Source organism: Vreelandella sp. EE27, assembly GCF_968206495.1.
Genome location: NZ_OZ309109.1, coordinates 816,397 through 841,664 on the forward strand (window position 1 = coordinate 816,397; position 25,268 = coordinate 841,664).

Here is a 25,268-nt window from a genome sequence, read left to right on the forward strand (position 1 = left end):
CCTGAGATATAACGATCGAATGAAGCTGGCATGCTTTTAAGCCATTGTAACAGGGTTTGAAAGCGCGATTTATACTTGCCCCTGTTTTCAATAAGTTGCATGTTTGAAAATGAATAGTCGTTGCCCGCAGAAAGCTCCCGGCTGCTTTATTAAGCGCGCCGGGAGACACCTGGTTCAGGATGCGCCGGAAAGGCCGGGTAAAAGGGTTACGATCCCTGGGATAAGAATCAACAGGGCGACGACAAAGAAGTCGGCGATGATGAACGGGAAGACCCCTTTAAAGGCCTCGCTAATGGGAATCTCTTTGACCGTGCCCGAGTAGACGAAGACATTCATCCCTACCGGTGGCGTGATCAGCGCCATCTCGGCAACTTTCACTATGATGACCCCCAGCCAAATGCCGTCGAAGCCGTAGCTGGTCAGTATGGGGTGTAAAATAGGGCCTGCGATGAGAATCATCGATATGCCATCCAGAAACATACCCAAGGGCAGCAGTAGAAGCAGGCAAATGACGAGCACCCCGTAGGGCGGAAGGTCCGCTGATACCACCAGGTTGACCAGCGACGTCGAGGCACCGGAAAGCGCGAGGAAATAGGTAAATACTCCCGCGCCGGTCAGCAGTAAAAACGTCATCGCCGTTAGGCCAATGGTTTCACTCAAAGGCTCTTTAATAGCCTTCGATAGATTGGAAAATTTGACGCGAATGGCAAAAATGATCAGCGCGGCCAAGGCCCCAAAAGACGCGGCCTCTGTCGGAGTGGCTATCCCCAGATAAATAGTACCGATAGAGACCAAAAAGATAATGAACAGATAGGCACCGCCCATTATATCCAACGCGGGCTTCTGGGTGGCCGAACCGGTATCTACCGGACGCTCGGCGGTCGAAGGGGCACCGTGACCAGCGCGGCGTCGAGACATTAGCACCAATACCACGATGGTCGATGCGTAAGCGGCAATGGTTAAAAGGCCTGGACCAATACCAGCGAGCAGCAGTTGCCCGATGGATTCTTCGGTAATGATGCCGTAAAGCACTAATACGATGGAAGGTGGAATCAGTACGCCCAGCGTGCCGCCTGCGCATACCACGCCGGCGGCCAGTCGAATATTATGTCCGGCCTGCGTGATCGCATCGGTCGAGACTCGTGCCAGAGTGGCGACCGTTGCAACACTCGAGCCGGTTACCGCTGCAAAAAGGCCGGAACCTGCCAGCGAGGAGAGGGCAGCGCCACCGGGAAGCCTGGCAAGTAGGCGTGAGGCAATATCGAAACCGGCCTGTGCCAGCCCTGCGCGCACGGCTAAAACGCCCATTAGAATAAACAGCGGAATAATGACCAATGAGTAGTTGAACGAGGTAGTGTAGGGGGCATTGGTGACGGCGGATATGGCAGCGTCCGTGGTTCTCAGTACCATGACACCAATAAGTCCTGATAGCATCAACGATAGACCGACATGAAAGCGTATCGCGAGCAGACCAAGAAACGTCACGAGTACGAGTACAAGTGCCAGTATACTGTCTGGAGACATGTTCGTTATCCTGTAGAGTCGATATTATAGTTTGTTAACGAGTACGATATTTGCTCTTAAAATTTCGTACTTCTAATCGGCGTTGCTTTTAGAATGCTGGTGCGTTTTTATTGAATGCTTTAAAAGTCTCATGTTGTTATTTCGTTAGTTGTCTTTGAACTCACTAATACTCGTTAGTATGGCGACGACAAAGTAAAAAGAGAAAGATCCGAACAGGACGAGTTTCGCTGGCCACGTGGGGAGTCTTAAAATACCGTTGGTCGTCTCTTGCCGGTCGATAGCGGATAAAAGAACGTTAAATAGCCCCCAGGCAACGATCAAAAAAAGAGCCACTAACAGTAGTGTGCGAACCACGATGAGTACTTTTCTTGAAGCAAGAGGAAGCTTCGCTTCTATAAGGTTGACGGCCACGTGGCGACCATCGATTTCAGCCGAGGCCAACCCCAGAAACGCAATGGTGACCAGCAGCAGGCTCGATATCTCCACGGTGCCCAAAATAGAAGCGCCAAAGACATTGCGTGAGAAAACATCGGACACCGTCAATAGAATCACTGCCAGCAGTAGCAAGCCCGCCGCCATACTCAATGATGACGCTATTTTATGAGTAACGTTGGATGTCTTCATCCCGATCTCTCCATGCAGCTTAACAAGGGATCCGCGTAAGACGTGTTGCGCTCTTCCTCATCGATGATGCGCCGGTAGTCGTTGAGCACGGATTGAGCGTCGTAGCTTCTGCGCGTGTAGCGGTCGACCCAGTTCGAGGCGATATCGACCTGCTCTCTCCAGCGGTCGATATGCTCGTCGGAGAATTGTGAGAGCGCGGCGTTGGATGCCAAAAGGTCGTTGCAGGCCGCGTCGCCAGCAGCGTCCATCTCCTCGAGCCCTATATTGATGCTCTTGGCGGACGCCTGTTCGATCGCCGCTTGGTAATCGGGCGGCATCGAATCGAATAACTCGTTATTCATGATCACGATAGAGCTTGCAAAGGTACCAATACCGGGATTGACCAGATAAGGCGTCGCCTCGGAAAGACTGAAGGCCGGTAAATTGGCTGCGGCAATCGCGGAGTATCCGTCGATGATGCCTCTCTCCATCGACTCGTAAATATCGTTGGCGGTCATGGCCACCGGGTTGACGTCGGCCGTTAAGAGCACTTCCGAGGTAAGCCCGCCGGATCTGATCGAGCGTCCGCTTAACGCGTTCGGGCTTTCGGCGGGTTCGTTCAAGCCGAGTACGACGGCGCCCAGCGGCAGCGGGAAAAGCAGCTTGGCGCCTTGGCGCTCGAAATCTTCTCTAAAAGTAGGGTTCTCCTGGTAAAGACGCTCTATCGCGAGCATTTGCGCCTTGGGGTTTTGGGTTTCAAAGGGCAGTTCCGTCACCGTGTACATCGGCAGGTCCGAGGCGGCATACATCGAGCCGACCTGAGCCAAGTCGGTACGCCCGTCAAGGGTCGCCTGAAGCGCCGAGTCGGCACCGATCAGACTTTGACTATAGTGAAATTCGACCTGGACCTTGCCATCGGTCAGGGTTTCTATCTCCTCGGCCCAGCGCTGCACGGTTTTTGACTGATCGGAGTTGGCGCTCGAGTAAGTGCTGTAATGGAGCACATAGTCTGCGTCGCCGTGGGTGCAGCCGGCGAGCGCGCCGGCCATCAAAACCGTTAAAGTGGTCAAAACCGCTTTTGTATTTGTCGTTTGGATGGGCATGGGCCTACTCCATTGCCGAGACTTTGAAACGGCGTAGTTCGAGTGCGGGATTAACGGCACGTACGGCGCTTAGCCGCTCGGCGGTAAGCTCGGCAACGCCGACACCTTCTGCTTCGCCCAGCGCGCTCAAGGCGATTCCCATCGGGTCGACAATAGCGCTATTACCAGAACCGGTAGGGGCGCACTGATCCGCCGCCAATACATAAATCGTGTTCTCGATGGCACGGGCGCGAATCAGCGTATTCCAGTGGTACTCCTTGAGCGGCCCCGGGATCCATTCGGCGGGCAGCGCCACTACGTTGGCGCCCTGGTCGACCAGCGCCCTGGTCGTTTCCGGAAAGCGAAGGTCGTAGCAGGTATGCATGCCGATGGTGTAGCCGTCTACTTCGAACACGGAGCCGTTATTGGGAGCCGCGGCGTTTACCCTATCCGATTCGCGATACCCAAAGGCGTCGTAAAGATGCACCTTCCGGTAAACGGCCTGGATCTTGCCTTTATCCATCGCTACCAGCGTATTGTGGATACGCCCACCCCCCGCCGTTTCGTTGATACCCGCGACCACAGCGATCCCCAGCTCGCTGGAGAGCTCGTTTAGTCGTGTCAGGCTTGGCCCCTCCAGGGGTTCGGCATTTTCGACGAAGCGGTCGTCCATCTTGGGAACGGTATAGATGGCGTATTCGGGCAGTATGGCAAGGCGTACCTTTTGACTTGCCGCTTGGTACAAGAGCTTCTCTATCGTCGCGAGGTTATCGGCTTTATTTTCCGTTGGGGCGTATTGAATAACAGCAGATATCAAAGACATTACCGCGTTTCCTCTTCCATTTTATTGAAGTCAGACAGCGCTTGGCTAAAGCCATTTAGTAGCGCGCCATACTGCATTGTCAGCACGATAATGGCGGCTTTCTCCTCGATGGCTACCTGACGCTCGGCCTCGCTCCAGGCAGGTAACACCCACGGCTTATTGGCTTTGCGGGCGGCCCGCGCAAGGTGGCGGATATCGTCCAGATCACCTTCAGTTACGCTGTAGGCCCCACGGCCTCGCCGCATGCTGAGATCTGACGGACCAATGAAGATGCCATCGACACACTCGAGGGCGAGAATGTCTTCAACGCTGTCAAAGGCGCTGCCATCCTCGATCATGGGAAAGCACTGGTACTCGGTGTCCTGTGTGGTCAGCCAGTCATCTGAAAAGCCCCGATACCCGGAGACACGACCACCAGCAAAGCTTCTATCACCCAGCGGTGGGAACTTTGCATAGCCACAGATCTGTTTGGCGTGCTCTGCGGACTCGATATGCGGGATCGCCACGCCGTTGGCGCCGAAATCGAGTGCTTGCTGAATGGGGCCGCGCTCCGGACCTAGTACTTTTACGATAACGCGCATACCTCGGGCCCTAATGGACGGAATGAGCCAATCCAGCGCCGCGAGATCGAACAGGCCATGCTCGACATCCAGAACGATCGTGTCGTACCCGGCCAGCTGGGCAATTTCTACCGCGGCCGTCGAAGGCTCTGTTAGCCAAATGCTTAAACTCGGTTTACTCATCGTCTTACCTCGGTTGCTGTGCATCATTGTTTCTGTGTATACATGAAGTATAAATAAAATATACACAGTTTTTAGTCAATAGAGCCAGTACACCGTAAGGAAAGAGTGAACGGTAAAACGGGAAGTAATTGCCTATAAAAGCTGGAAAAAAGATACGAAGAAAAAATTGTGTAACTCGTAAGATCTACGTCCAAAAGGCAGGAAAGGCAGGAACGGAGCTGTCTATATGTCGGAGGCAACTGGCCAATGTCAGGGTAGGCGGTAGGGACGGGGCGCAGTATCTGCCCATTCGGCGCCTACCGCTTTGGCTGGTTTTGCTAGCGCGCTTTATCAGTCGACTGTTTCAACGGGGCTGGCCCTCAGGAGATAGCGATTGAGCACTTGTCGAGAGCGTCAAGAAACCGTCTTCGTCCAGGTAGCCGCTGTCCCCGGTGACAAGCCAGGTGTGGCCGCCCTGTTCGTGAAACGCCCGGGCGGTGCCGGCTTCGTCGTTCAGGTAGCCTTGCATGACCTGGGGGCCGCTGATGAGTATGGTGCCGGTTTCCCGGGTGGCCTTCTCTTCGAGGCTCTCGGCGTCGACGATCTTGATACTGGTGCCGGGCAGCGGCATGCCGACGCTGCCTACCTTGGCGCCGCGCTGTACCTGCAGGTAGTTGGTATCCAGCGCGTCGGGCAGGTTGACCGTGGCCACCGGCGCCGTTTCCGTTACGCCGTAGCCTTCCAGAATCAGCTTGCGAAATTTACGCTCGAAAGCGTCGCGCAGCTCGGGGCTAACGGTGTCGCCGCCCGCCACTACCAGGCGCAGGCTGTCCAGCATGAGCGGATGCACATCGTCGCTTTGGGTAAGCCTTTGCAAAAAGGCGGCGTTGGTGCAAAGAATCGTCGCCTGGTGTTTGGCCACGGCTTTGGCGATGCCGACGGCGTCTTCCGGGTCCGGGTGGCACACCAGCGGCAACCCTTCCACCAGCGCGAGTAACTGCGTCGCGGTCAAGCCGTAGGCCTGATGCGGCGGCAAGGGCGCCATCATGACGTCGTTGTGCTCGGTATTGAGCGCATCGGAGATCTGGCCCACGTTGGCCATCAGGTTACGGTGGCTCAGCTGCACGCCCTTGAGCGCGCCGGTGCGCTCTAATTTGAAGACGATCACCGCCGTGGCGTCCGGGCGGTGTGCGCGGCTGAGTAAACGGCGCAGCACGCCGGTGGGCAGCAGGCGTATGCCAAGCCAGGTGAGCGCGCGCTCGCCCCGGCCGGTTTTTAGATCTTCCAAATAGACGATGTCGGTGCCGGCCAATAGCGTCGTTATCGGGTGCCCGCGCTGGGCAAGTTCCCCGGCAAACGCGCGGGAGGTGACGACCGTGGTGATACCCGCCTGGTCAAGTTGGCGGGCGAGTGCCTTTTGACCGGCCGTGGCGTCGAGGTGGACCGCAGTTTTATTCGCCATGAGCGCGGCCATGGTGGTCAGCACGCCCTCATTGCTGCTGGGTAGTAAAAGCCCTAACGGTGCTGCCGAGGCCCGCTTTTTTAATCGCCTGGCGAGCATCGCGCTTTCACCCAGTGCCTGGGCGGCGGTCAACGTGCGGCGCGAGGTGTCGGTCAGGGCTAGTTCGCTCGGGCGGCGCTTGACGCTTTGGATCCAGGCGTCGGGCAGGGTAGCGAACTCCTCCACGGCGTGCTGCCAGGAGCGGGTCGCCTGATCGAAAATGCGCCGTTTGAGCACATCCGCGGGGGTATCCTTTGAAAGCCCCTCGCCGAAGGCGACGATCACCGAGCGGTGGAGGGGGGCGCTTCGCAAGGTTTTCAGCTTTTTTGATGAGCGTGAGAATTGGCTGCCCCATAGCCCGCGCAGGTAAAACGGCACGATTTTGACGTCCGGGTTGGCCATTTCGCAGGCACGCTGATAGCCGCGACGAAACTCGCCCAGCTGGCCGGTGCGGCTAATGGCACCTTCCGGAAAAAGGCAGACGACCTCGCCGGCATTGAGCTGCTCGGCAACGCGCTCCAGCGACTTGGTGGCGTTTTCGCCGCGCTCGATCGGAATGCAGCCCAGCGCTTTCAAAAAGCCGCGCAGGTACCAGAGCTCGTACACGCTTTTAAGCATCACAAAGCGCACCGGGCGGGGGGAGGCGATCTGAACGATCGCCCAGTCCACCCAACTGATATGGTTGCCCAGCAGCAGTATGCCGCCCTGGGAGGGCATGTTCTCCAGCCCCTGAACCCGCACGCGGTAGTGGCGAGTGAGCAAAAAACTTAGCACGAAGCGCACCAGGCTCTGGGGCAGTTTCACTACGGTATAGGCGCCGCCCAAAAGCGCTACGGCGGCAATCAGTAGCAGCAGGTAGCGGCTGTCGAATCCGGCCAGTGCCATCAGCGCGGTGATGATCAAAAAGCCCAGCATGGCCAGGTTTTGAAACCAGTTGTTGGCGGCCAGCACGGTGCCAAGCTCGCGCTCGTCGGCGTGAAACTGAATCAGTGCGTTCAGCGGCACGATAAAAAGCCCGCCCATGGTGCCGATAAATACGAAGTTGAGCGCCTGGCTCAGCGGCGTAGACAGTAGCGGCAGGCAGCCAAGGCCCAGCGCCACGCCAAGCGCGCCCACCGGAATCAGCCCGGTTTCGATACGGTTGCGCGAAAAACGGCTGGCCAGCATCGAGCCCAGCGCGATCCCCACGCCGCTGGCGGCCAATATGCCCTGCAGTACCAGAGTGTTGTCGATATCCAGCGCGCCCTTGGCGTAGGCGGGAAACGCGGCAAGCAGTACCTGGCCGACCGACCAGAACGTGGCGAGTCCAATGATCGAGAGGCGAAGTACCGGCTGGCGGGCCACGACCTTCAGGTTGCGCCAGCGGGTGCGCCCGCCCATGGGGCGCTGGGTCTCGTCTTCGGTGGCTGGCTTGGCCGGTGAGTCCAGCGGCAGGCGGTAGAGCAGCAGCGCCTGGATCACGCTATTGACCACCAAAAGCCAGCCAAGCGGGGCAACGCTGGTGAGCATCTGCCCCGGGTTGGCGCTGGCGCTGGCCCACCGCTCGAACAGCGCCGTAAACGCCACGGTACCGGTTAGAATGGCCGTGATGGTGATCGCCTGGACCACGCCGTTGGCTTCGGCCAGGCGCTGCTTGCCGAAAAGCCCTTTGATCAGGCCATACTTGGCCGGCGAGTAAAACGCGGACTGAATGGCCAGTAAGAGCGTCATGGCAAACGCCAGCCAGAAAAGCCCGGCGTAGTAGGCGGCGGTAATCCCTAATGATACGGCCACCGCCCCCCAGGCCGAGAGGCGCAGCACCCGCACTTTGGGAAAGGCGTTCGCCGCGTGACCGGCCGGGGTGAAGAGCAGAATGAACGGCAATAGAATCAAGCCATTCACCAGCGCGGTCAGGGCAATTTGGGTGGTGCCCTCAAAGCTTTTGAACAGCGTATTCTGGATGACGATCTTGTGACCGAGGTCGACAAAAGCGTTGAGAAAAATCGCGACCAGGTAGGGCCAGGCATTTTTTGTTTGCAGTACACGTTGCATGGGAAAATCAGCCTTGTCGTCTCGAAGTCATCGAACTGTCCTTTATAGGTGCGTATTACGCAACCTTTTAACCCCGGGTTGCGTTATGTGCGCGCTTAAGTATCGTTATAAGATACTTAAGGAGAGCCCGTCATGTCACAAACCGCCTCGTTGATCGACGCCTTGAAGCGTGAGTTGCGCGCCCAGGGGAAAACCTATGCCGATGTCGCCGGGTGGCTTTCGCTTAGCGAGGCGTCGGTCAAACGGCTGTTCGCCGAGCGCCATATCACCCTGGCGCGGCTCGAGTGTATCTGTGAGCACCTGACGCTCGAATTCAGCGAGCTGGTCCAGACCATGCAGGCGGATACCCACCGCTTGCAGGCGCTGAGTCACGCCCAGGAGCAGTGTATCGCCGACGACCAGGAGCTCTTTTTGGTCGCGGTGTGCGTGCTCAACGGCTATAGCTTTACCGATATACACCGCCAGTACCAGCTAAGCGAAGCGCAGTGTACCCGCCATCTTTTGAGCCTGGAGCGGCTGGGGGTGATCGAGCTGCTGCCGGGCAATCGCATCAAACGCCGGGTTGCGCCGCACTTTCACTGGCGCCCGAACGGGCCGATCCAGCAGTTTTTTCAGCAGCATATCGCCAACGAGTTCTTTCGCTCGCGCTTTAACAGCGAAAGCGAAAAGCTTTTGGTGCTCAACGGGCTGCTTTCCCGGGCGGGCAACAGCGAATGGCAGCAAATCATGCAGCGTTTGGCCAAGGAGTTTCACGCGCTGTGCGAGCGCGAGCAGGCGCTGCCCATCACCCAGCGCTTTGGCACGACCTCGGTGCTGGCGGTGCGCCAGTGGCAGCACGGCTTGTTTCAGCACTACGCCCGCTAGGTCGCAATGGGCCAGGGTCAAGGCGTCGGTGTCTCAAGCAGGGCGGCCTGGGCAAGGAGCCACTCGCAAAATTGGGCCACCGCGGGTGGCGGCTCGCCACTCGCTGGCCGTATCAGGGAGTAGGAGAGGCGCGAGGTGAGCGGGTAGCGCGCCTGGAAAGGGCGCACCAGTACGCCGCTTTTCAAGCGGTCCTTGATGAGCGGATAGCTTGCCAGCACGACGCCCTGACCCGCAATCGCCTGATCCAGCGCTAGGCTGTAGAGAGAGTAGTGGCGCTGCCGGGAGATTGGCGGCTGCGTTACCCCCGCCTGTTGAAACCAGTCGTGCCACCCGGGGATGGGGCTATCGGCGAACGTTTGCCATTCAACCGTCAAAAGGGTCTGCGACAGCAGGTCTTCGGGTGTTTCGATGCGATGTTGGGCAAGAAGCCCGGGGGAGCAAACCGGAAAGAGCACATCCTTGAAAAGGTGGGTGCTTTCGACCCCGGACCAGGGCGCCTGGCCGTAGCGCAAGGCTAGCCGAGCCCGGTTGGGAAGCCACATGGGCTCGGTTTGGCGCGCATCGGCGTCCAGCGATACGTTGACCTGCTGCTGGCGGGCCTCGAACGCCGGCAGGCGCGGCAGCAGCCAAAGCTGCAAAAGCGACGGAGGCGCGCTGATCAAAAGCTCGAAGGCGCCATCGGCGGGCTGAGTGATCTGCTCGACACCGCCGGCAATGCGCGAAAGCCCTGCCTGCACCTCCTGGGCTAGCCGTTGCCCCGCCTGGTTCACTTTGATGCCGCTGGCATGGCGTTCGAACAGCACGACGCCCAAGCGCTGCTCGAGCTGCTTGACCTGGCGGCTAACGGCGCCGGGTGTCACGCCGAGCTTGTCCGCCGCGCGCTTGAAACTCTGCTCTCGGGCGGCCTCGTTAAAGGCGCGCAGGGCATTGAGGGGTAATCTCTCGACTCTCATGGCATGAGTTTTCCTGAGTCCAGGCCTGACAACTAATCGTTTGTAGAGGGTAACGCTTCTTGCTGCAATGGCGTCTTCATTGTAAGGGAGACGCCCTATGAGCCGCCAGGAAGTGGTTGATGACTCAAGTAATTACACATGCTATAGCCCTGTCGAGCGCCGTCGCGTCGGTGGCGCGGCGGCCTCGCTCATGCTGGTTTTTTGCGTGGTGCTGGGATTTCAGCAGGTCGCCATTAAAGGCGTGGCTGAGGATATATCACCCCTGGCGCAAATTGCGCTGCGCTGTTCCGGGGCGGCACTGCTGGTGGTTGCGTTTGCGTACTGGAAGGGCGTGCAAGGCCGGGCGTTTTGCCGCCATTGGCGCCCCGGCGTGCTGGTAGGGCTTGGCTTTACCGGCGAATTCGCTTTCCTGGCCTGGGGGCTCGATTACACGCTTGCCTCGCATATGTCGGTGTTTCTTTATACGGCGCCTATTTTCGCCGCGTTGGGGTTGCACGCCTGGGTGCCCGGCGAGCAACTCGGCGTGCGCCAGTGGTGGGGTGTGGGGCTGGCCTTTTTGGGCATGGTGATCGCCCTGGCGCCGGGGCTTGGGCAGGGCCTGGGCCTCGAGATACTACTCGGCGATATGCTGGGTCTATTGGCCGGGTTTTGCTGGGCGGCGACCACGGTCGTCATTCGTAAGAGTTCACTGTCCGAGGCCCCGGCGGAGCTGACCTTGAGCTATCAACTCGGCGTCACGGCGCTGCTGTTGTTGCCCGTCGCGGCGCTCTCGGGGCAGTTGACCAGCGCTCGATGGACCTCGATGGCGCTATGGAGCCTTGGCTTTCAGACGCTGATCATCTCAGTGGCGGCGCTGCTGCTGTGGTTTTCGCTGCTGCGCCGCTACCGCGCATCGCAGCTGGGTATCTTCTCGTTTCTGGCGCCGCTTTTTGGGGTGATTTTTGGTACGCTACTGCTCGATGAAACGCTGAGTATCCATTTTCTGTTGGGGGGCGGCGTCATTTTGCTGGGCATCGTGCTGGTCATGCGCTCGCCTGGCTGATGGTGCCGCCCTCGACGTTCTGCCTTCAAGAGCCTTCATGTTAACCACCCCGTTCGAATCGCTGGCCTGCCCGCTCGATGGCCACCCGCTCACCCGCCATGAGGGCGCTCTGCGCTGCCCGGCGGGGCACAGTTTCGATATCGCCAAACAGGGCCACGTGAACCTGCTGCCGGTACAGCAAAAGCGCTCCACCGACCCCGGCGACAGCAAGGCCATGGTGGCGGCGCGCCAGCGTTTTCTAAGTGCGGGGTATTATCAGGGCATTGCCGATGCGGTGAGCGCGGCGGTGTTCGAGGGCGTGTCTAACGAGTCGCTGCGCTGCCTGGACGCCGGCTGCGGCGAAGGCTACTACCTGCGTGCGCTGGCGGGCTCGGCCGGCAAGGTAGCGCTCGAGCGGGTCGGCCTCGATATTTCCAAGTGGGCGGTGCTTCAAGCAGCCAAACAGAGCCGGGGCGATGATAAAAGCTGCTGGCTGGTGGGGAGTAACGCGAACCTGCCGCTGCAGGACGGCACCATCGACCGGCTGTTGTGCATGTTCGGCTTTCCCGTAGCCCCGGAGTTTTCGCGCGTGCTGGTACCCGGCGGGGTATGGCTGCAGGTGGAAGCGGGGCCGGATCATCTTCGCGAGCTACGCGATATTATCTACCCGCGTCTCAAGCCCGAGCGCGAAGGCGAGCCTGACACGCCGGCCGGATTCAGCGCCCGCGGCGTCGAGTCGATTCGCTATTCGGTGACGCTCGAAGATCAAAGTATGATTGGCGACCTGCTGACCATGACCCCGCATCTTTACCGCGCAAGCGTGGAAGGGCGTACGCGGGCGCAAGCGTTAGAGACACTCACCGTCACGGTCGATGTGCGTGTGATCAAGTGGGTAAAGGAAGGCTGAGAATCGATGCTGTCTGAAAAGTACGCGCTTACGGCTTTTTAGACAGCATTGGGGTAACCCCAAACGCAACAAGGCCCGCATAAGCGGGCCTTGAGGGGGCGGATCGAAATCCGCTCAAGCAGTTAATCTAAACGATTAAGAAGTCTGCTTGATGTTAGAAGCCTGAAGGCCTTTCTTACCCTGGGTAACGTCAAAAGAGACGCTAGCGCCTTCTTGCAGGGTTTTGAAGCCGTCGGCTTGAATTTCGGAGAAGTGTGCAAAAAGGTCGTCGCCACCGTCAGAAGGAGCGATGAAACCGAAACCTTTAGTGTCGTTAAACCATTTAACTGTGCCAGTTGCCATTTTTAAATCCTTTCGCGCAAATGCGCTGTCGTAAAGTTCCTGGTATTACCCAGAGGAAGTAGCGGGTGAAACAAGGAATACACTATCAGGCTGCCGAAAAGATCGTACGCTTCTGAAACCATGCTGCTTGCTAACCAACTGACGACACAGTGTCATGATTCGACCGATGCGTCAAAGCCTTTCTGCAAATATTTTATAATCCCCGCTGTGAATCTTCGCCTCGCGCCGCTCGGTTTATGCCTGTTCGGCCCCTTCAAACCGCACGATTCAAGCCGTGCGGCGGCGAACGAACAGCTGCAATAGCGCGCCCGTCCCGGCGAAAGCGGCGGCGCTTACCGCCAGTAGCCAAAGCGGTAGCGCATGGGAGAGTAGCAGCCCGCCAAGCGCCGCCCCGATAGCACTTCCCAGGTACAGGGCCGATTCGTTGAGCGCCACCGCGAGGTTGGCGTCACCGGTGGCCTCTCTTACCGTCATGAGCTGATTGTTCTGCGGTACCTGTAGCGCCCAGCCCACTGCGCCCCATAACGCGATGGGGGCCAGGGCAAGCCAGGGGTGCTGCGAGGCCGTAAGGGGAAACGCCAAAAGCGCGGTTGCTAAAAGCAGCATGATCACCAGTGTGACGTTGGCCTCCCGGTACTTGTCGGCCAGCGGCCCCACCAGAAAACTGCCAGCGATGCCCCCCAAACCCCATACCCAAAGATAGAGCGTAATGGAGGAGACTTCGCCAAAGGCAGGGGCGGCCAAAAAGGGCGCGATAAACGTATACATGCCTAGGCTCGCCGTCGCCGCCATCAGCGAAACAGCCAGAATGGCCAGGGTGGTGGGGTGTTTCAAAAGGGCGAGTTTGCGCACGAGCGAGACGGCGTTCGGGGTCGCAAGTGTGGGTAGCTGGAAATAGAGCCCGGCCCAGGCGATGGCGCCGAGTGCGGTGATGAGCCAGAGCGCGAACTGCCATCCCAACTGGCTTGCCAGTACAAGACTTAGCGGCACACCCAGCACCGTGCCGCTTGCCATGCCGCCCATGATCACGGCAATCGCCTTGCCGCGCTGTGTGTCGGGTGCAAGCGCCGCTACCGCCGCGATCCCCATCGCCAGATAAACCCCGGCCGCCGCGCCGGCAACGCCCCGCCATACCAGTAGTGCGGTAAAGCTTTCGGCCAGCGCGCTTAGTGCATTGGCCAGCGCAAAAACGGCCAGTGCGCTAACCAGCCCTTCGCGCTGCCAGCGCCCGGGTAGCAGCGCCACCACCAGCGGCGAGCCTAACCCGTAGGCCAGGGTAAAGGCGGTCACCAGCTGTGCGGCTGCCGCGTCTGATACGTCAAACGCTTGGGTGATCAGCGGTATCAGCCCCGCCGTTACGTAGGAGGCCATGCCCAGGGCAAACGCGCCCAGGGCGATCAGGTAAAGGGATAGTCGATAAGAGGGGGTCATTGAGCTCTCCATATAGCGCGGTGGTCGTGAACGGCGCTATTTTGGCGAGCTCTTTAAAGGGGTACAATTTAACCCTTTATACTATTACTAAAGGCAACAGCGTGGCCCAGACCCGTTCGCTACAACGCCGCCATCCGGAACTTGGCGAGTTTCTCAAGAGCCGCCGCGAGCAGATAACCCCGCAGGACGTAGGCCTGCCGAGCGGGGTGCGGCGACGCACGCCCGGGCTTCGCCGGGAGGAAGTCGCAGCCCTTGCTGGCGTGGGATTGACCTGGTATACCTGGCTGGAGCAGGGGCGCGATATCCGCGCCTCGAGCGATTTTCTCGAGCGGCTGGCGCGTATTTTCAAGCTCGATGCGACCGAGCGGCGCCATCTTTTTTTACTGGCCCACCAGCGCCTGCCCTCTGAGCCCGGCAAAACCTGGTGTCAGGTGCCGCCTTTAGTGCACCGCTTGCTGGAGGATTTAACCCATCGCCCGGCCTACGTGCTCAACCTGCGCTGGGACGTGCTGGCCTATAACCCCGCCGCCGATGCGCTGTTTGGCTTTTCGCGCCACGCGGGGCCTGAACGTAATCTTCTCTGGCTGCTGTTTACCGATGCCGCGGTACGTGCACTTTTCTGCCCTTGGCAGGACCAGGCGCGCCAAATGCTTGCCAGCTTCAAGCGCGACATGGCCCGTGCGCCAAAGGACCCGGCGATCAACGCGCTGGTCGAAACGCTCGAGCAGGTGGATGCGGATTTCAGGGCCTTGTGGCCAGGTCAGGATATCCACGGGCCTTGCCTGGGCGTGCGCCATCTGCAGGTAGCACCTCTTGGGGCGGTGGACGTTGATCACATTTCGCTGACGATCGACGAAGACCGCCACCTGCGCCTGGTGTATTACGCGGCTCAGGATCCCGCGCTGGATGATTGGCTAACGGCGCGTTAGCCGATAGTGTCTATACTCGCTGCCAGGCCGTGGGCCGCTAACGGGGCGGGCAGGGTTGTGTTGGGCGTAGGCGAACGCCATATAAGGCGGCATTTGGCTGGGCAACCACCCAAACACTCTTTTTACCGAGGCAGGGATTATGAAAGCGTTGTTAAACGGCTATATGCGCACCTCGCTGATTTTGCGCGTCAGCATTGCGCTGGTGTTAGGGGTCGCGGTGGGCCTTTTCGGCGGCGAGACGCTGGCCGGTTGGCTGGCGCCGCTGGGCGATCTGCTGCTGCGCCTTCTGACCTTTCTGATCGTACCGATCGTGCTGTTCACGCTGATGGTCGGGATCAATCAGTCCCAGGAGGGCAGCGTTGGGCGAATTGGCGGCAAGGTGCTGCTCTATTATCTGGCCTCGTCGGCGCTGGCGATCATCGTGGGTTTGGCCGTCGCGTCGCTTTTCAGCCCCGGCAGTAACACCACGCCCGAGGAGAACATGAGTTTCTCGGTGCCGGATAACCCCGGCGTGGTGGATGCCCTGCTGAATATCGTACCCAACAACATGTTTGGCGCCTTCACCGAGTTGAACATGCTGGGCATCATCTTTACCGCGCTGGTGTTTGGCATCGCGCTTTTGAAAATGCGCCAGTCCCCGAGCCAACAAGCGATGGGCGATCGCCTTTACGGGGTGATCGAGGCGCTGAACGAGGTCACGCTCAAGGTGATGGCGGGGGTTTTACACTACGTGCCGATTGGTGTATTCGCTATCGTGGCGGGCACCGTAAGCCAGCAGGGGCTCGATACGCTGCTGGCGCTGGGCGATATGGTCGTGGTGCTCTACATTGCGCTTGCCGTGCAGCTCGCCCTTTACTGCGTGGCGATGCGCCTTTTCGGCGTGCGTCTGGGCACGTTTTTCCGCGAGGCGCGAACCCCCATGGCCACGGCGTTTGCCACCCAAAGCAGTTCCGGCACGCTGCCGCTGACCGTGAACGCGGCGCATCGGCTGGGCATTTCGAAAAGCATTTACGGCTTTAGCTTGCCGCTGGGCGCCACCATGAACATGGATGGCGCGGCCATTCGCATCGCGATTTCTGCGGTATTCGCCGCCAACGTGATCGGTGCGCCGCTCGATTTTGCCAGCATGGTGCAGATCGTTTTGATCGGTACGCTGGTGTCGATCGGCACCGCTGGGGTGCCCGGCGCGGGCATCATCATGATCTCGACGGTGTTCACCCAGGTGGGGCTTCCAATCGAGGTGGTGGGGCTTTTGACCGCCATCGATGCGCTGGTGGGCATGGGCGCGACCGCGCTGAACGTCACCGGCGATTTAGCGGGTACGACGCTGATAGCGCGCAGCGAAGGCCAGACCCTTCACGATGAACCTCAGGCCTCTGAGGCGCCTGCGCCGGAACGAACATGACAAGGCCATGGGTTTGAAAACGACAAGGGCGCCGAAAGGCGCCCTTGTCGTTTGATACGTTTAAACGGGGTGAGTCAGTACTTCAATATGACGTAAAAGGCGTGGATGATGCCCGGAATGAAGCCGAACAGGGTGAGCAGAATGTTCAGCCAGAAGTGACCTTTGAGGCCGACTTCGAGAAATACGCCCAGCGGGGGCAGTAGTATAGCGAACAGCATCTTGATGGGGTCTGTGGCGGTCAATGCCATGGTAAGCCTCCTGTGCTTATCAACCTGTGCTTTTAAAAAAATAGCGGCTTGTTACCTGGCTATCTGCACAAGTGTAGTGACCGGTGCTCGGCCCAGCGAATATTTTGCGTTAATTTTTATGCGGCCTTGCCGGTTTCTTTCAAAGCGCAGTCTCGGTTTACAATAAGCGCTACCTTTTCGTAAGGGTTCTGCCTTTTTACCGTACGACCACGATGAGATGCCATGAATAAGCTGTTGTCCTCCTCCGTTATGCTTGCAAGCGCCGTGGCTACGAGCCCCTCTCTGGCCCAGGCCCCCGCATCGGAGGCCACCGCGCTCCCTACGCTTGAAGTGAGCGCCCCGCGCCTTTCGCGGGAGCTTTACGCCACCCCCGCCGCGGTTTCGACGCTGGAAGGTGACGAGATCAGCCGCGGGCAGCAGCGCGTACGTCTGGACGAGTCCCTCGTTCGCGTGCCTGGGGTGTTCGTGCAAAACCGCGATAACTTCGCCCAGGGCCAGCGCATCGCCATTCGCGGCTTTGGCGCCCGCGCTCCGTTTGGCGTGCGGGGTATTACCGTGCGCGTCGATGGCATTCCCTACACCCTCCCCGATGGCCAGGCCCAGCTCGATGCCATCGACCTGGACAGTGCCGAGCGTATCGAAGTCATTCGCGGGCCCTCATCCGTACTTTACGGCAACGCCGCCGGCGGGGTGATCGATATCACCACCGCCGATGGCCGGACCAACCCGGGCTCGAGCGTGCGCGTCGAGGCGGGTAGCGATGGCTACCAGAAGCTTTCGCTGCAAAACGGTGGCCAAAACGGCGACTGGTCGCACCACGTGAGCCTTTCCGGGCTGAATGTGGACGGCTACCGCGATCAGAGCTCTACCGAAAAGTACCTGCTCAACGCCAAGCTGCGCCGGGAACTGGGTAGCGACCGCGCGCTGACCGCCATCGTCAACCTGCTGGAAAATCCGCGCTCGGAAGACCCGGGGGCGCTCAACGCCTCTGAGGTCGCTCGTGGTCGCGACCAGGCCGCGCCGAACGCGAATGCCCTGGATGCCCACCAGAACGTGGACCAGCAGATGGTCGGTTTGCAGTACGAGGACTTGAGCGCGGGCCCGGGCGAGCTTTACATCAAGGGCTTTTACGCCCAACGCGATTTCGAGCAGCAGCTCCCCTACGTGGGTGACAGCCGCCTGGGCTACGAGCGCGACTACATGGGGGTGAGCACCGAGTACCACCACTCCGTAGAGTTGGGCGCGTTGCCGCTGGATTACATCGTCGGCGTGGACGCTGCCCGCCAAAAGGACGACCGCTTTCGTAACGACGTCGGTTCAAGCGGTGCGGTCGGCGAGCAGGTCAATGATGAAAAGCAGACCGCGACCTCGACCGGCGTGTTCGCTCAGGGCGACCTAGGCCTTTCGGAGGCGCTGACGCTTTCGCTGGGCGCGCGCTTCGATCGAGTCAAGCTCGAGGTGGATGACCGTTTTCTCGCGGATGGCGACCAAGGCGGCGACCAGACCTTCAACGAGTGGAGCGGCTCCGCCGGGCTTAGCTACCGCTACCGCCCGCAGCATCAGGCGTACATCAATACCGGTACGGCGTTCGAGACGCCCACCTTTGCCGAGTTCGCTAACCCCGCCGGCGGCGGCGGCTTCAACCCAAGCGTAGAGCCGCAAAAATCCTGGAATCGCGAAGTGGGCCTGCGCGGCTACGTGGCGCCCTTGGCGCTGGATTACGACCTGGCGCTCTTTTCAGTGCGCGTGCGCGATGAGCTGGTGCCTTATGACGAGGGCGGGCGCACGTTCTACCAAAACGCCGGTAATACCGACCGCGACGGCATGGAGCTCTCGCTTGGCTGGCAGTTTTTGGACCAGTGGCGCGTGGACAGCGCACTCACGCTTGCCCGCTACACCTTCGATGAGTTTGCCACGCCTTCTGAGCGCTTCGACGGCAACCGGATTCCGGGTCTGCCGGAGCAGACCTGGATCAGCCAGTTGACCTGGGAAGGCGCAAACGAGCGGTTTGCCACCCTCGAGACCGAGTACATCGGTGACTTGAAAGCGGATAACGCCAACGAGGTCGAGGCGGACAGCTACTGGCTGGTGAACCTGCGGGTGGGGGACGGCTGGCAGCTCGACGAGCGCTCGCGGCTCAACGCCTTCGTCGGGCTTAGAAACATTTTCGATCGGGAGCACTTTTCCAACGTGCGCCTGAACGGCTCCTACGCGCGCTACTATGAGCCGGCCCCCGGGCGCAGCGTCTACGGCGGCGTGGAGCTTGCGTTCTAGACAGCCAGGCCGGTCGTTAAAGTAAAAATGGGCAGCCCTGGGGCTGCCCATTTTCGGTGACTGAACCAACAGATGCCAGCCTGGGTGCGGTCTCGGGCTACCCTTCGCGGGGGCGCTGTGAATACCTCCTTGTACGCTACTTTCGCCATCCCTGGCGAAAGACCCCCGCTACGGGCAGCCCGAGACGCGAATGAGTAGCAAGCCGCGCTTTGCACTAAAAAACGGGCAGCCCAAGGGCTGCCCGTTTTGGTGGAGGACGACCGGATGAAGCATCCGGTCAGGCGGGGGTTACTCGGGCAGCGCGTAGCCGATCACGTAATCCCCCATTTTGGTGCCGAAGGTGCCGTGACCGCCGGCGCTGACCACCACGTACTGGCGGCCGTCGGCGCCGGTATAGGTCATCGGGGTGGCCTGACCGCCGGCGGGCAGGCGGGCCTTGAAGACCTCCTCACCGGTTTCCAGGTTGTAGCCGCGCAGGTACTGATCCAGCGTGCCGCTCATGAAGGTCACGCCGCCGGCGGTGGTCAGCGGGCCGCCAAGTGCCGGCACGCCGACCGGCAGACCAATGGGCAGGCCGAAAGGCATGCTGTCCCGGGTGGTGCCGTTGGGATGCTTCCAGACGACCTCGGCGCTTTGCAGGTCGATACCGGCGACGTCGCCCCAGGAGGGTGCCTGGCAGGGCAGGTTGAAAATCGACAGCAGCGGGCCGAGCTCGACGGCGTAGGGCGCACCGGCGTTAGGCTGAAGGCCCTGTTCGCTGGCCGAGCCCTGTTCGCCTTCGACTTCGTCCCGCGGTACCAGGGTGGAGACGAACGCCAGATACTTGGCGCCGGTGAACAGTGCCTGACGCTGCGGGTCGATGGCCACGCCGCCCCAGTTCATCACGCCCACGTTACCCGGGTAGACGATGCTGCCCTCGAGCGACGGCGGCGTGTACTGGCCTTCGTAGCGTAGCGAGTTGAAGCGAATACGACACATCATCTGGTCGAACGGGGTGGCGCCCCACATGTCGCGCTCGGTGAGCGGCGCCGGCAGCAGGTTCAGTGCCGAGCGGGGCTGGGTTTCGGCGGTCCAGTCGCCTTCTACCGCGCCTTGCGGAACGGGAATTTCCTCGATCGGCACGATCGCCTCGCCGGTCTCCCGGTTGAGCACGTAAAGGCTGCCCTGCTTGGTGGGCTGAATCACCGCGGGCTGGGTGCCGTCCGCGGTGGCCAGGTCGATCAGAACCGGCTGGGCGGGCATGTCCATGTCCCAAAGGTCATGGTGAACGAACTGATAGACCCAGGCCACCTGGCCGGTGTCGAGCTCCAGCGCCACGAGACCGGCGCTGTAGGTTTCGTCGTTCTCGGTGCGGTTGGCGCCGAACTGGTCCGGTGTGGCGTTGCCCATGGGCAGGTACACAAGTCCCAGTTCTTCATCGACGCTGATCGGCGGCCAGACGTTGGGCGAGTTGCGGGTGTAGGTTTCGTCCTCGGCGATCGGCTGAGTCTCTTCCGGATTGCCGCTGTCCCAGTTCCAGACCAGCTCGCCGGTGCGCACGTCAAAGGCGCGGATCACGCCGGAAGGCTCGTCGGTGGAGCTATTGTCGGTCACGTGGCCGCCCAGAATCACCAGGTTTTCGGTCACGGTAGCAGGGGAGGTGGAGTAGTAGCCGCCCGGATCGAAGCCGCCGATATTGCGGGTCAGATCGACCTCGCCGTTGTCGCCAAACCCGGCACAGCGCTCGCCGGTATCGGCGTTCAGCGCGATCAGGCGGGCATCGGCGGTGGGCAGGTAGAGCCGGCGCGGGCACATGACATCGGTCTGGCTAAGCAGCAGGGAAGGCTCGCTGCCGGTAGAGCCCGCCAGTTCTTCGAGCAGCGCCACGTCGACGGCGAAAGCGCTGGCATCGGCGTAAAGCTCCGAAGAGCCGGCTGCTTCTGCGCTGGTCTCGGTGGCGCTTTCGTCGGACTCGCCGCCGGCGTAGTTGGCGGCGTCATAATAGGCAAGCCCACGGCAGGTCATGTGGGCCCAGCCGGAGAAGTTCTCGGCGCCCATGGTGCTGATCTCGGGGTCGAACTGCCACAGGGTTTCGCCGGTTTCCGGCGACAGTGCCACGGCGCGGCTGTGCGAGGTGCAGATATACAGCGCGTCGTTCACCTTCAGCGGCGTGTTCTGGTTGGTGATCTCCGGCGGCGCGTTGGGGCCGGGCTCGTCGCCGGTTTGAATGCGCCATACCTCTTCGAGCTCGCCAATATTGTCGAGCGTGATCTGATCGAGCGAGGAGTAATGGGTGCCGGCATTGGTGCCGCCATAAGCGGGCCAGTCATCGCCGGCTACCTGGGCGGGGTTGATGTCGCCATTCGAGCGGTTCTCGGCCAGATTGCCTTCCACAACGCCGGGGGAGGTGAATTGGCTAGCAATGGCCACGCCAATGGAGGCAACGACGCCAAGCGTCAGCGCCAGACTTCCGCCGCGAGAATCGAGCGGCTTGCGCCACCAGGGCAGCAGCATAATGATCGCGATCAAACAGGGAATCGCCACGCGGGGTACCAGCTGCCACCAGTCAAGGCCCACTTCCCAAAGCGCCCAGACCAGCGTGGCCAGCAAAGTAGCGGCAAAAAGCCAAAGCGCGGCGCCTTTGCGCAGTGCCAACAGTAAGCCGGTGGCCAGTACGCTAATACCGGCGATCAAGTAATAGGCGCTACCGCCCAGGCTGAGCAGCTTTACGCCGCCGATGGCCAGCGCCATCCCCGCGATGCCCAGTACAACACCCAGCAATAGGCCCGGCCAGGGGCTGCGGGCGCGTCTTTTATCGTTCATAGAATTCCCTTGTGATAACGCTTTAGCGGTTAGCGGACACCAAGGCCGGCTAACCTTCTTGACGTGCGCTAACCCATCGATAGGGTCAATTATCGATAGGGTCAATCACCGATAGGGGGCAATCATCGATAGGGTCAATGGGTTAGCGCGCGTTGGAGGACGTCGTATTTTAAGCGTCAATTCGCTATTGGTCGAACGAGTTTAACGCTCTTTTCACAAGAAAAGGCCGCCGCTCGAGGGCGGCGGCCTTGGCAGGCGGGAAGAAAAAGTGGTTAAAAAGAGGGCGTTAGTCGGTCAGCTTGACCAGCATTTTGCCGGTATTGCCGCCTTCGAAAAGTGCCAAAAAAGCGTCCGGCGTGCGCTCGAGGCCCTCTTCCACGGTTTCCTGATAGTCGAATTTGCCCTCGGCCACATGCGGCGCCACCTCGTTGAGGAAGTAGCCGTAGTTGGACCAGTGGTCGGCCACGATAAAGCCCTGCATTTTCGCCCTGCGCGCCACGATCTGAAACAGGTTGCCCGGGCCGTGGCCGGGTTTGCGCTCGTTGTAGCTATCGATCATGCCGCACACGGCAATCCGCGCGCCTTCGTTGAGCTGATCGAGGGCGGCCTCAAGGCAGGTGCTGCCGACGTTTTCGTAGTAGACGTCGATGCCTTCGGGGCTAGCAAGCTTGATGGCGTCGCTGAGTTCCTGGGCGGTGCGATCCTTGTAGCTGACCGGCTCGACACCCATCGATTCGAGCCAGGCGAGCTTGTGCGCCGCACCGGCAATGCCCACCACGTGGCAGCCCTTGGCCTTGGCGAGCTGCACGGCGAGCGAGCCTACTGCGCCGCTGGCCGCACTCACCAGCACGTTGTCGCCGGGTTTGCACTCGGCAATCAGATTAAGGCCGGTCCAGGCGGTCATGCCCGGCATGCCCAGCACACCCAGGTAGGCCTGGTCGGGAACGTCGTGATCGGGCAGCTTGGTAACGCCTTCGCCGGGCACCTGGGCCACATCGCGCCAGCCACCCATGTGGCTGACTTTATCGCCGGCTTTCAGTTTCTCATCGTTGGATTCGATGACCTCGCCGATCGCGCCCCCTTCCATGGGCTTGCCAAGCTCAAAAGGCGCAACGTAGGTACGCACGCCGCTCATGCGCCCGCGCATGTAGGGGTCAACGGACAGCCAGTGGTTTTGGATGCGCACTTCACCCGGGCCGAGGGGTTGAAGCTCTTCGGTTTCCAGCTTGAAAAGCTCGCGGCTGGGTAGCCCTTGCGGGTAATCGGTCAACGTAAAATAGCGTGACTGCATCGTCGCCTCCTGCTGGATAGGTCGATTCAAAAGCTGACATTAAGCCAGGTACCATTAAAGACTATAAGTACTGGCGCTAGTTCGCCAATCGCTCATGAATTAAAAAAGCGGCCCGATGGCGGGCCGCTTTGTAGCGAGAAGGTCTTTTAAAATAATGGGTTAACCCAAGGGGTAGCGCACGAGGGTGGGTGCGTTAGCCGTTGAGTTCGGCGGGCGGCTAGTTGATCAGTGTGAGCATCACCGGTGCCGTACCGCGGCGCACCATGCCTAGCTCGCGGGCGGCGCGTTTGGAAAGGTCGATGATCCGGCCTTGAACGAAGGGGCCGCGGTCGTTGATCAGTACTTCGACTTCCTGGCCGGTATCCGGGCGGGTCACCAGTACCTTGCTGCCAAAGGGAAGGCTTGGGTGGGCGGCGGTCAGCGCCTGCTGGTCGAAAGAGTCGCCGCTGGCGGTGGTCGCTCCCTGGAAACGGTCGCTATAAAACGAGGCCTCGCCTCCCTGTAGATCGACGCCCTGGGCCAGGACGCTACTTGAAGCGATGCTCAATAAAACCGCGAATAGGCTTTTCTTTAGGGTTCTTGCATGGGCTCCCATTGGAGTACCTCAGCTATTAATGTCGATCCGGCATTCTTTTGGAAAGTTGCCTGATAGGCCCGGGAATGTTACCGCCCTGGTTTACATTCAGCAAGCTTTGCGATATTCGGCGAAGATGTACCCCAAGTTACGATTTTAGTTCAATGGAGCACTCTTTAAGTGAGATCAGTCAGTTAAAGCGCCCCATTCATCAAGGGGATAGGCGTTGGCCCGCGATTAAAAAAATGGCTGCGCGCTTTATAAGTAAGGTGTCATGTAAGCAAAGCTATGCGACTATATTTCGCACTCGAATAGTGGTCCTAAAAGGGTATCTCATGGCTAATAATTCTTCGTTAACGCTCGTAGTGGGTGTTTTAGGCGGCGCCCTGGCCGGCTTTTTGATCGCCCAGGTCGTGCCAGGGCTGGATCTTGTCTCCGACCCCGAACCCGAGGCGTCCGAGACCGAGCAGGGGCCCGAGGCGCTTCGCGGGCTCGATCATTTGACCCTCGATGAGCGCCTTCGCGGCGAGCTCACATCAAGCGCCGAGCTCAATGGCAAGGACGGTAGCCGCTCGATGCGCTATGCGCTGTCGCTTGAAGAAGACACCCTTGTCGAACTGAGCCTGAGCGGGGCGCTTTTAGGGGTGACTTCGCTTTATGACGACCAGCTGCAACTGTTGGATAGCGCCGAGACGCTGCGCTACCGCGTTGAAGAAGCCGGCGATTACATCGTGGTCGTGAGTGGCCAGGACGCCAGCAGCTACGGCCCGTTCACGCTCTACCCGCGCACCGTCGAGCTAAGCGAGAGCGATACGCTCACGATGGGTGAGCCCTCGGATCGTTGGTTGCAGGGCCGGGAGGAGGTCGTGACCCTCACCATCGAGGAAGCAGGTCTTTACCAGATCGATATGCGCTCGGAGGATTTCGACGCTTATCTGACCATCGAAGGCCCGAACGGCTACCAGCGTGAAGACGACGACAGCGGCGGCAATCTCGATGCGCAGATCGCTGACTTCCTGGCGCCGGGGGACTATACCGTCAGGGCACAGACTTACGGCTCGGGCAGCGGCATGTACACGCTGACCGCCGAGGCTAGTGACCTTCAAGCCGGGGAGCTTCGAAACGATGGCCCGATCGCGCCGGGTGAAACGCTCAACGGGTGGTACAGCGACCAGCCGTTGGCGTACACGCTCGACATCGAAGAGGCGGGTATCTATCAGATCGATATGACGTCTGACGATATCGACGCGTTTTTGGAGCTTGGCGACGAAAGCGGCTACTACCGTGAAAACGACGACGGCGGCGACGGTTTGGACGCTCGGTTGAGTGACTTTTTGGCGCCGGGCACCTATCAGATTACCGCGCGCACGCCTTATGAAAGCGGGAGTGGGGGGCTTTTCTCGCTTTCAGTAGAAAGCAGCGAGCTACCCGACGACGTCGAACTTAAAAACGGTGGCGACCTTGGCATCGGCGAAACGCTCAACGGCTGGTACAGCGGCGAAGACGTGCTCTATCAGATCGAGCTGGAAGAGAGCTCGGCGGTGACGATTGCCATGGACTCCACGGATTTCGACGCCTACCTGGAGCTCACCGGCGATGGGGTTTCCTACACCGATGACGACAGCGGTGGTGGAACCGACGCGCTGCTCGACGTATCGCTTTTGCCGGGACGCTACACCGTGCACGCCCGCGGGTATAGCTCCTATGGCAGCGGTCTGTTCGAGCTCTCCTTCGAGGCCGAGCCCACCGAGATGCAGCCGGACGCCTAGGGTCTGTCTGAAAAGCCGGCGAGCGAAGGCAAGACAAGGCAAAAATTGGCGAAGAAGCGGAGTTTACACCGAGTAAATGAGCATTCTGAGCCCATTTTTAACGCTGTATTGTCGAGCGCAGACACTTTTCAGACAGAGCCTAAGCGTCGATAGCCTTCATTGGCTCTCCGTA

Annotated in this window: 20 protein-coding genes; 7 read left to right on the forward strand and 13 right to left on the reverse strand. The window is 60.0% G+C overall.

All coding sequences use genetic code 11. The annotated features are described in order from the left end of the window. Window positions 1-174: 174 nt before the first annotated feature. From ACWHVV_RS03910 to ACWHVV_RS03935, 6 genes are all read right to left on the reverse strand, one after another. On the reverse strand, window positions 175-1,524 hold the full coding sequence (locus tag ACWHVV_RS03910) for a TRAP transporter large permease (RefSeq protein WP_447928173.1): 1,350 nt from the start codon (window positions 1,522-1,524) through the stop codon (window positions 175-177). A gap of 144 nt (window positions 1,525-1,668) precedes the next feature. Then, the gene (locus ACWHVV_RS03915; RefSeq protein ID WP_447928174.1) at window positions 1,669-2,148 is read right to left on the reverse strand and encodes a TRAP transporter small permease; all 480 of its coding nucleotides are present in this window, start codon (window positions 2,146-2,148) and stop codon (window positions 1,669-1,671) included. Further along, on the reverse strand, window positions 2,145-3,230 hold the full coding sequence (locus tag ACWHVV_RS03920; RefSeq protein WP_447928175.1) for a C4-dicarboxylate TRAP transporter substrate-binding protein: 1,086 nt from the start codon (window positions 3,228-3,230) through the stop codon (window positions 2,145-2,147). The genes ACWHVV_RS03915 and ACWHVV_RS03920 overlap by 4 nt, the downstream gene beginning before the upstream one ends. Before the next feature lie 4 nt (window positions 3,231-3,234). Beyond that, on the reverse strand, window positions 3,235-4,032 hold the full coding sequence (locus tag ACWHVV_RS03925) for a carbon-nitrogen hydrolase family protein (protein WP_447928176.1): 798 nt from the start codon (window positions 4,030-4,032) through the stop codon (window positions 3,235-3,237). Further along, the gene (locus ACWHVV_RS03930) at window positions 4,032-4,775 is read right to left on the reverse strand and encodes an HpcH/HpaI aldolase family protein (RefSeq protein WP_447928177.1); all 744 of its coding nucleotides are present in this window, start codon (window positions 4,773-4,775) and stop codon (window positions 4,032-4,034) included. The genes ACWHVV_RS03925 and ACWHVV_RS03930 overlap by 1 nt, the downstream gene beginning before the upstream one ends. Window positions 4,776-5,118: 343 nt before the next feature. Beyond that, on the reverse strand, window positions 5,119-8,286 hold the full coding sequence (locus tag ACWHVV_RS03935) for an MFS transporter (RefSeq protein WP_447928178.1): 3,168 nt from the start codon (window positions 8,284-8,286) through the stop codon (window positions 5,119-5,121). 132 nt (window positions 8,287-8,418) lie between these two features. Between ACWHVV_RS03935 and ACWHVV_RS03940 the strand changes: the two genes are divergently transcribed. Further along, complete coding sequence (locus ACWHVV_RS03940) at window positions 8,419-9,150, forward strand: XRE family transcriptional regulator (RefSeq protein ID WP_447928179.1); 732 nt, start codon at window positions 8,419-8,421, stop codon at window positions 9,148-9,150. Window positions 9,151-9,167: 17 nt separating this feature from the next. On the opposite strand, the gene ACWHVV_RS03945 is transcribed toward ACWHVV_RS03940, so the two are convergent. Further along, a complete protein-coding gene (locus tag ACWHVV_RS03945) occupies window positions 9,168-10,103 on the reverse strand; it encodes a LysR substrate-binding domain-containing protein (protein ID WP_447928180.1) in 936 nt (311 codons plus the stop codon). 97 nt (window positions 10,104-10,200) lie between these two features. On the opposite strand from ACWHVV_RS03945, the gene ACWHVV_RS03950 reads away from it, so the two are divergent. Next, window positions 10,201-11,145 carry a DMT family transporter gene (locus ACWHVV_RS03950; RefSeq protein ID WP_447928181.1) on the forward strand — a complete coding sequence of 315 codons (945 nt, stop codon included), beginning with the start codon at window positions 10,201-10,203 and terminating at the stop codon, window positions 11,143-11,145. Window positions 11,146-11,182: 37 nt separating this feature from the next. Further along, window positions 11,183-12,031 carry a putative RNA methyltransferase gene (locus ACWHVV_RS03955; protein WP_447928182.1) on the forward strand — a complete coding sequence of 283 codons (849 nt, stop codon included), beginning with the start codon at window positions 11,183-11,185 and terminating at the stop codon, window positions 12,029-12,031. Between the two features lie 135 nt (window positions 12,032-12,166). Here ACWHVV_RS03955 and ACWHVV_RS03960 read toward each other — a convergent pair whose 3' ends face one another. Then, the gene (locus tag ACWHVV_RS03960) at window positions 12,167-12,373 is read right to left on the reverse strand and encodes a cold-shock protein (RefSeq protein ID WP_447527937.1); all 207 of its coding nucleotides are present in this window, start codon (window positions 12,371-12,373) and stop codon (window positions 12,167-12,169) included. Between the two features lie 267 nt (window positions 12,374-12,640). After that, window positions 12,641-13,804, reverse strand: a complete 1,164-nt coding sequence (locus ACWHVV_RS03965) for an MFS transporter (protein WP_447928183.1) — start codon at window positions 13,802-13,804, stop codon at window positions 12,641-12,643. 101 nt (window positions 13,805-13,905) lie between these two features. Between ACWHVV_RS03965 and ACWHVV_RS03970 the strand changes: the two genes are divergently transcribed. Further along, the gene (locus ACWHVV_RS03970) at window positions 13,906-14,733 is read left to right on the forward strand and encodes a helix-turn-helix transcriptional regulator (protein WP_447928184.1); all 828 of its coding nucleotides are present in this window, start codon (window positions 13,906-13,908) and stop codon (window positions 14,731-14,733) included. Between the two features lie 139 nt (window positions 14,734-14,872). Then, the gene (locus ACWHVV_RS03975) at window positions 14,873-16,138 is read left to right on the forward strand and encodes a dicarboxylate/amino acid:cation symporter (RefSeq protein ID WP_447928185.1); all 1,266 of its coding nucleotides are present in this window, start codon (window positions 14,873-14,875) and stop codon (window positions 16,136-16,138) included. 74 nt (window positions 16,139-16,212) lie between these two features. Here the strand turns inward: ACWHVV_RS03975 and ACWHVV_RS03980 are convergent, their stop codons facing one another. Further along, window positions 16,213-16,386 carry a YqaE/Pmp3 family membrane protein gene (locus ACWHVV_RS03980; RefSeq protein ID WP_447928186.1) on the reverse strand — a complete coding sequence of 58 codons (174 nt, stop codon included), beginning with the start codon at window positions 16,384-16,386 and terminating at the stop codon, window positions 16,213-16,215. A 222-nt stretch (window positions 16,387-16,608) separates the two neighbouring features. Between ACWHVV_RS03980 and ACWHVV_RS03985 the strand changes: the two genes are divergently transcribed. Then, window positions 16,609-18,660, forward strand: a complete 2,052-nt coding sequence (locus tag ACWHVV_RS03985) for a TonB-dependent receptor family protein (RefSeq protein ID WP_447928187.1) — start codon at window positions 16,609-16,611, stop codon at window positions 18,658-18,660. A 288-nt stretch (window positions 18,661-18,948) separates the two neighbouring features. Here ACWHVV_RS03985 and ACWHVV_RS03990 read toward each other — a convergent pair whose 3' ends face one another. The 3 genes from ACWHVV_RS03990 to ACWHVV_RS04000 form a co-directional block, all read right to left on the reverse strand. Then, window positions 18,949-21,462, reverse strand: coding sequence for a glucose/quinate/shikimate family membrane-bound PQQ-dependent dehydrogenase (locus tag ACWHVV_RS03990; protein WP_447928188.1), 2,514 nt, complete (start codon window positions 21,460-21,462; stop codon window positions 18,949-18,951). Between the two features lie 286 nt (window positions 21,463-21,748). Continuing rightward, entirely contained in the window at window positions 21,749-22,753 is a 1,005-nt protein-coding gene (locus ACWHVV_RS03995; protein WP_447928189.1) for an NADP-dependent oxidoreductase, read from the reverse strand. 217 nt (window positions 22,754-22,970) lie between these two features. Then, window positions 22,971-23,348 (reverse strand): septal ring lytic transglycosylase RlpA family protein, encoded by a 378-nt coding sequence (locus ACWHVV_RS04000; protein WP_447928190.1) that lies wholly within the window; start codon window positions 23,346-23,348, stop codon window positions 22,971-22,973. A 314-nt stretch (window positions 23,349-23,662) separates the two neighbouring features. Between ACWHVV_RS04000 and ACWHVV_RS04005 the strand changes: the two genes are divergently transcribed. Then, window positions 23,663-25,096, forward strand: a complete 1,434-nt coding sequence (locus ACWHVV_RS04005; RefSeq protein ID WP_447928191.1) for a hypothetical protein — start codon at window positions 23,663-23,665, stop codon at window positions 25,094-25,096. The last annotated feature ends 172 nt before the right edge of the window (window positions 25,097-25,268 follow it).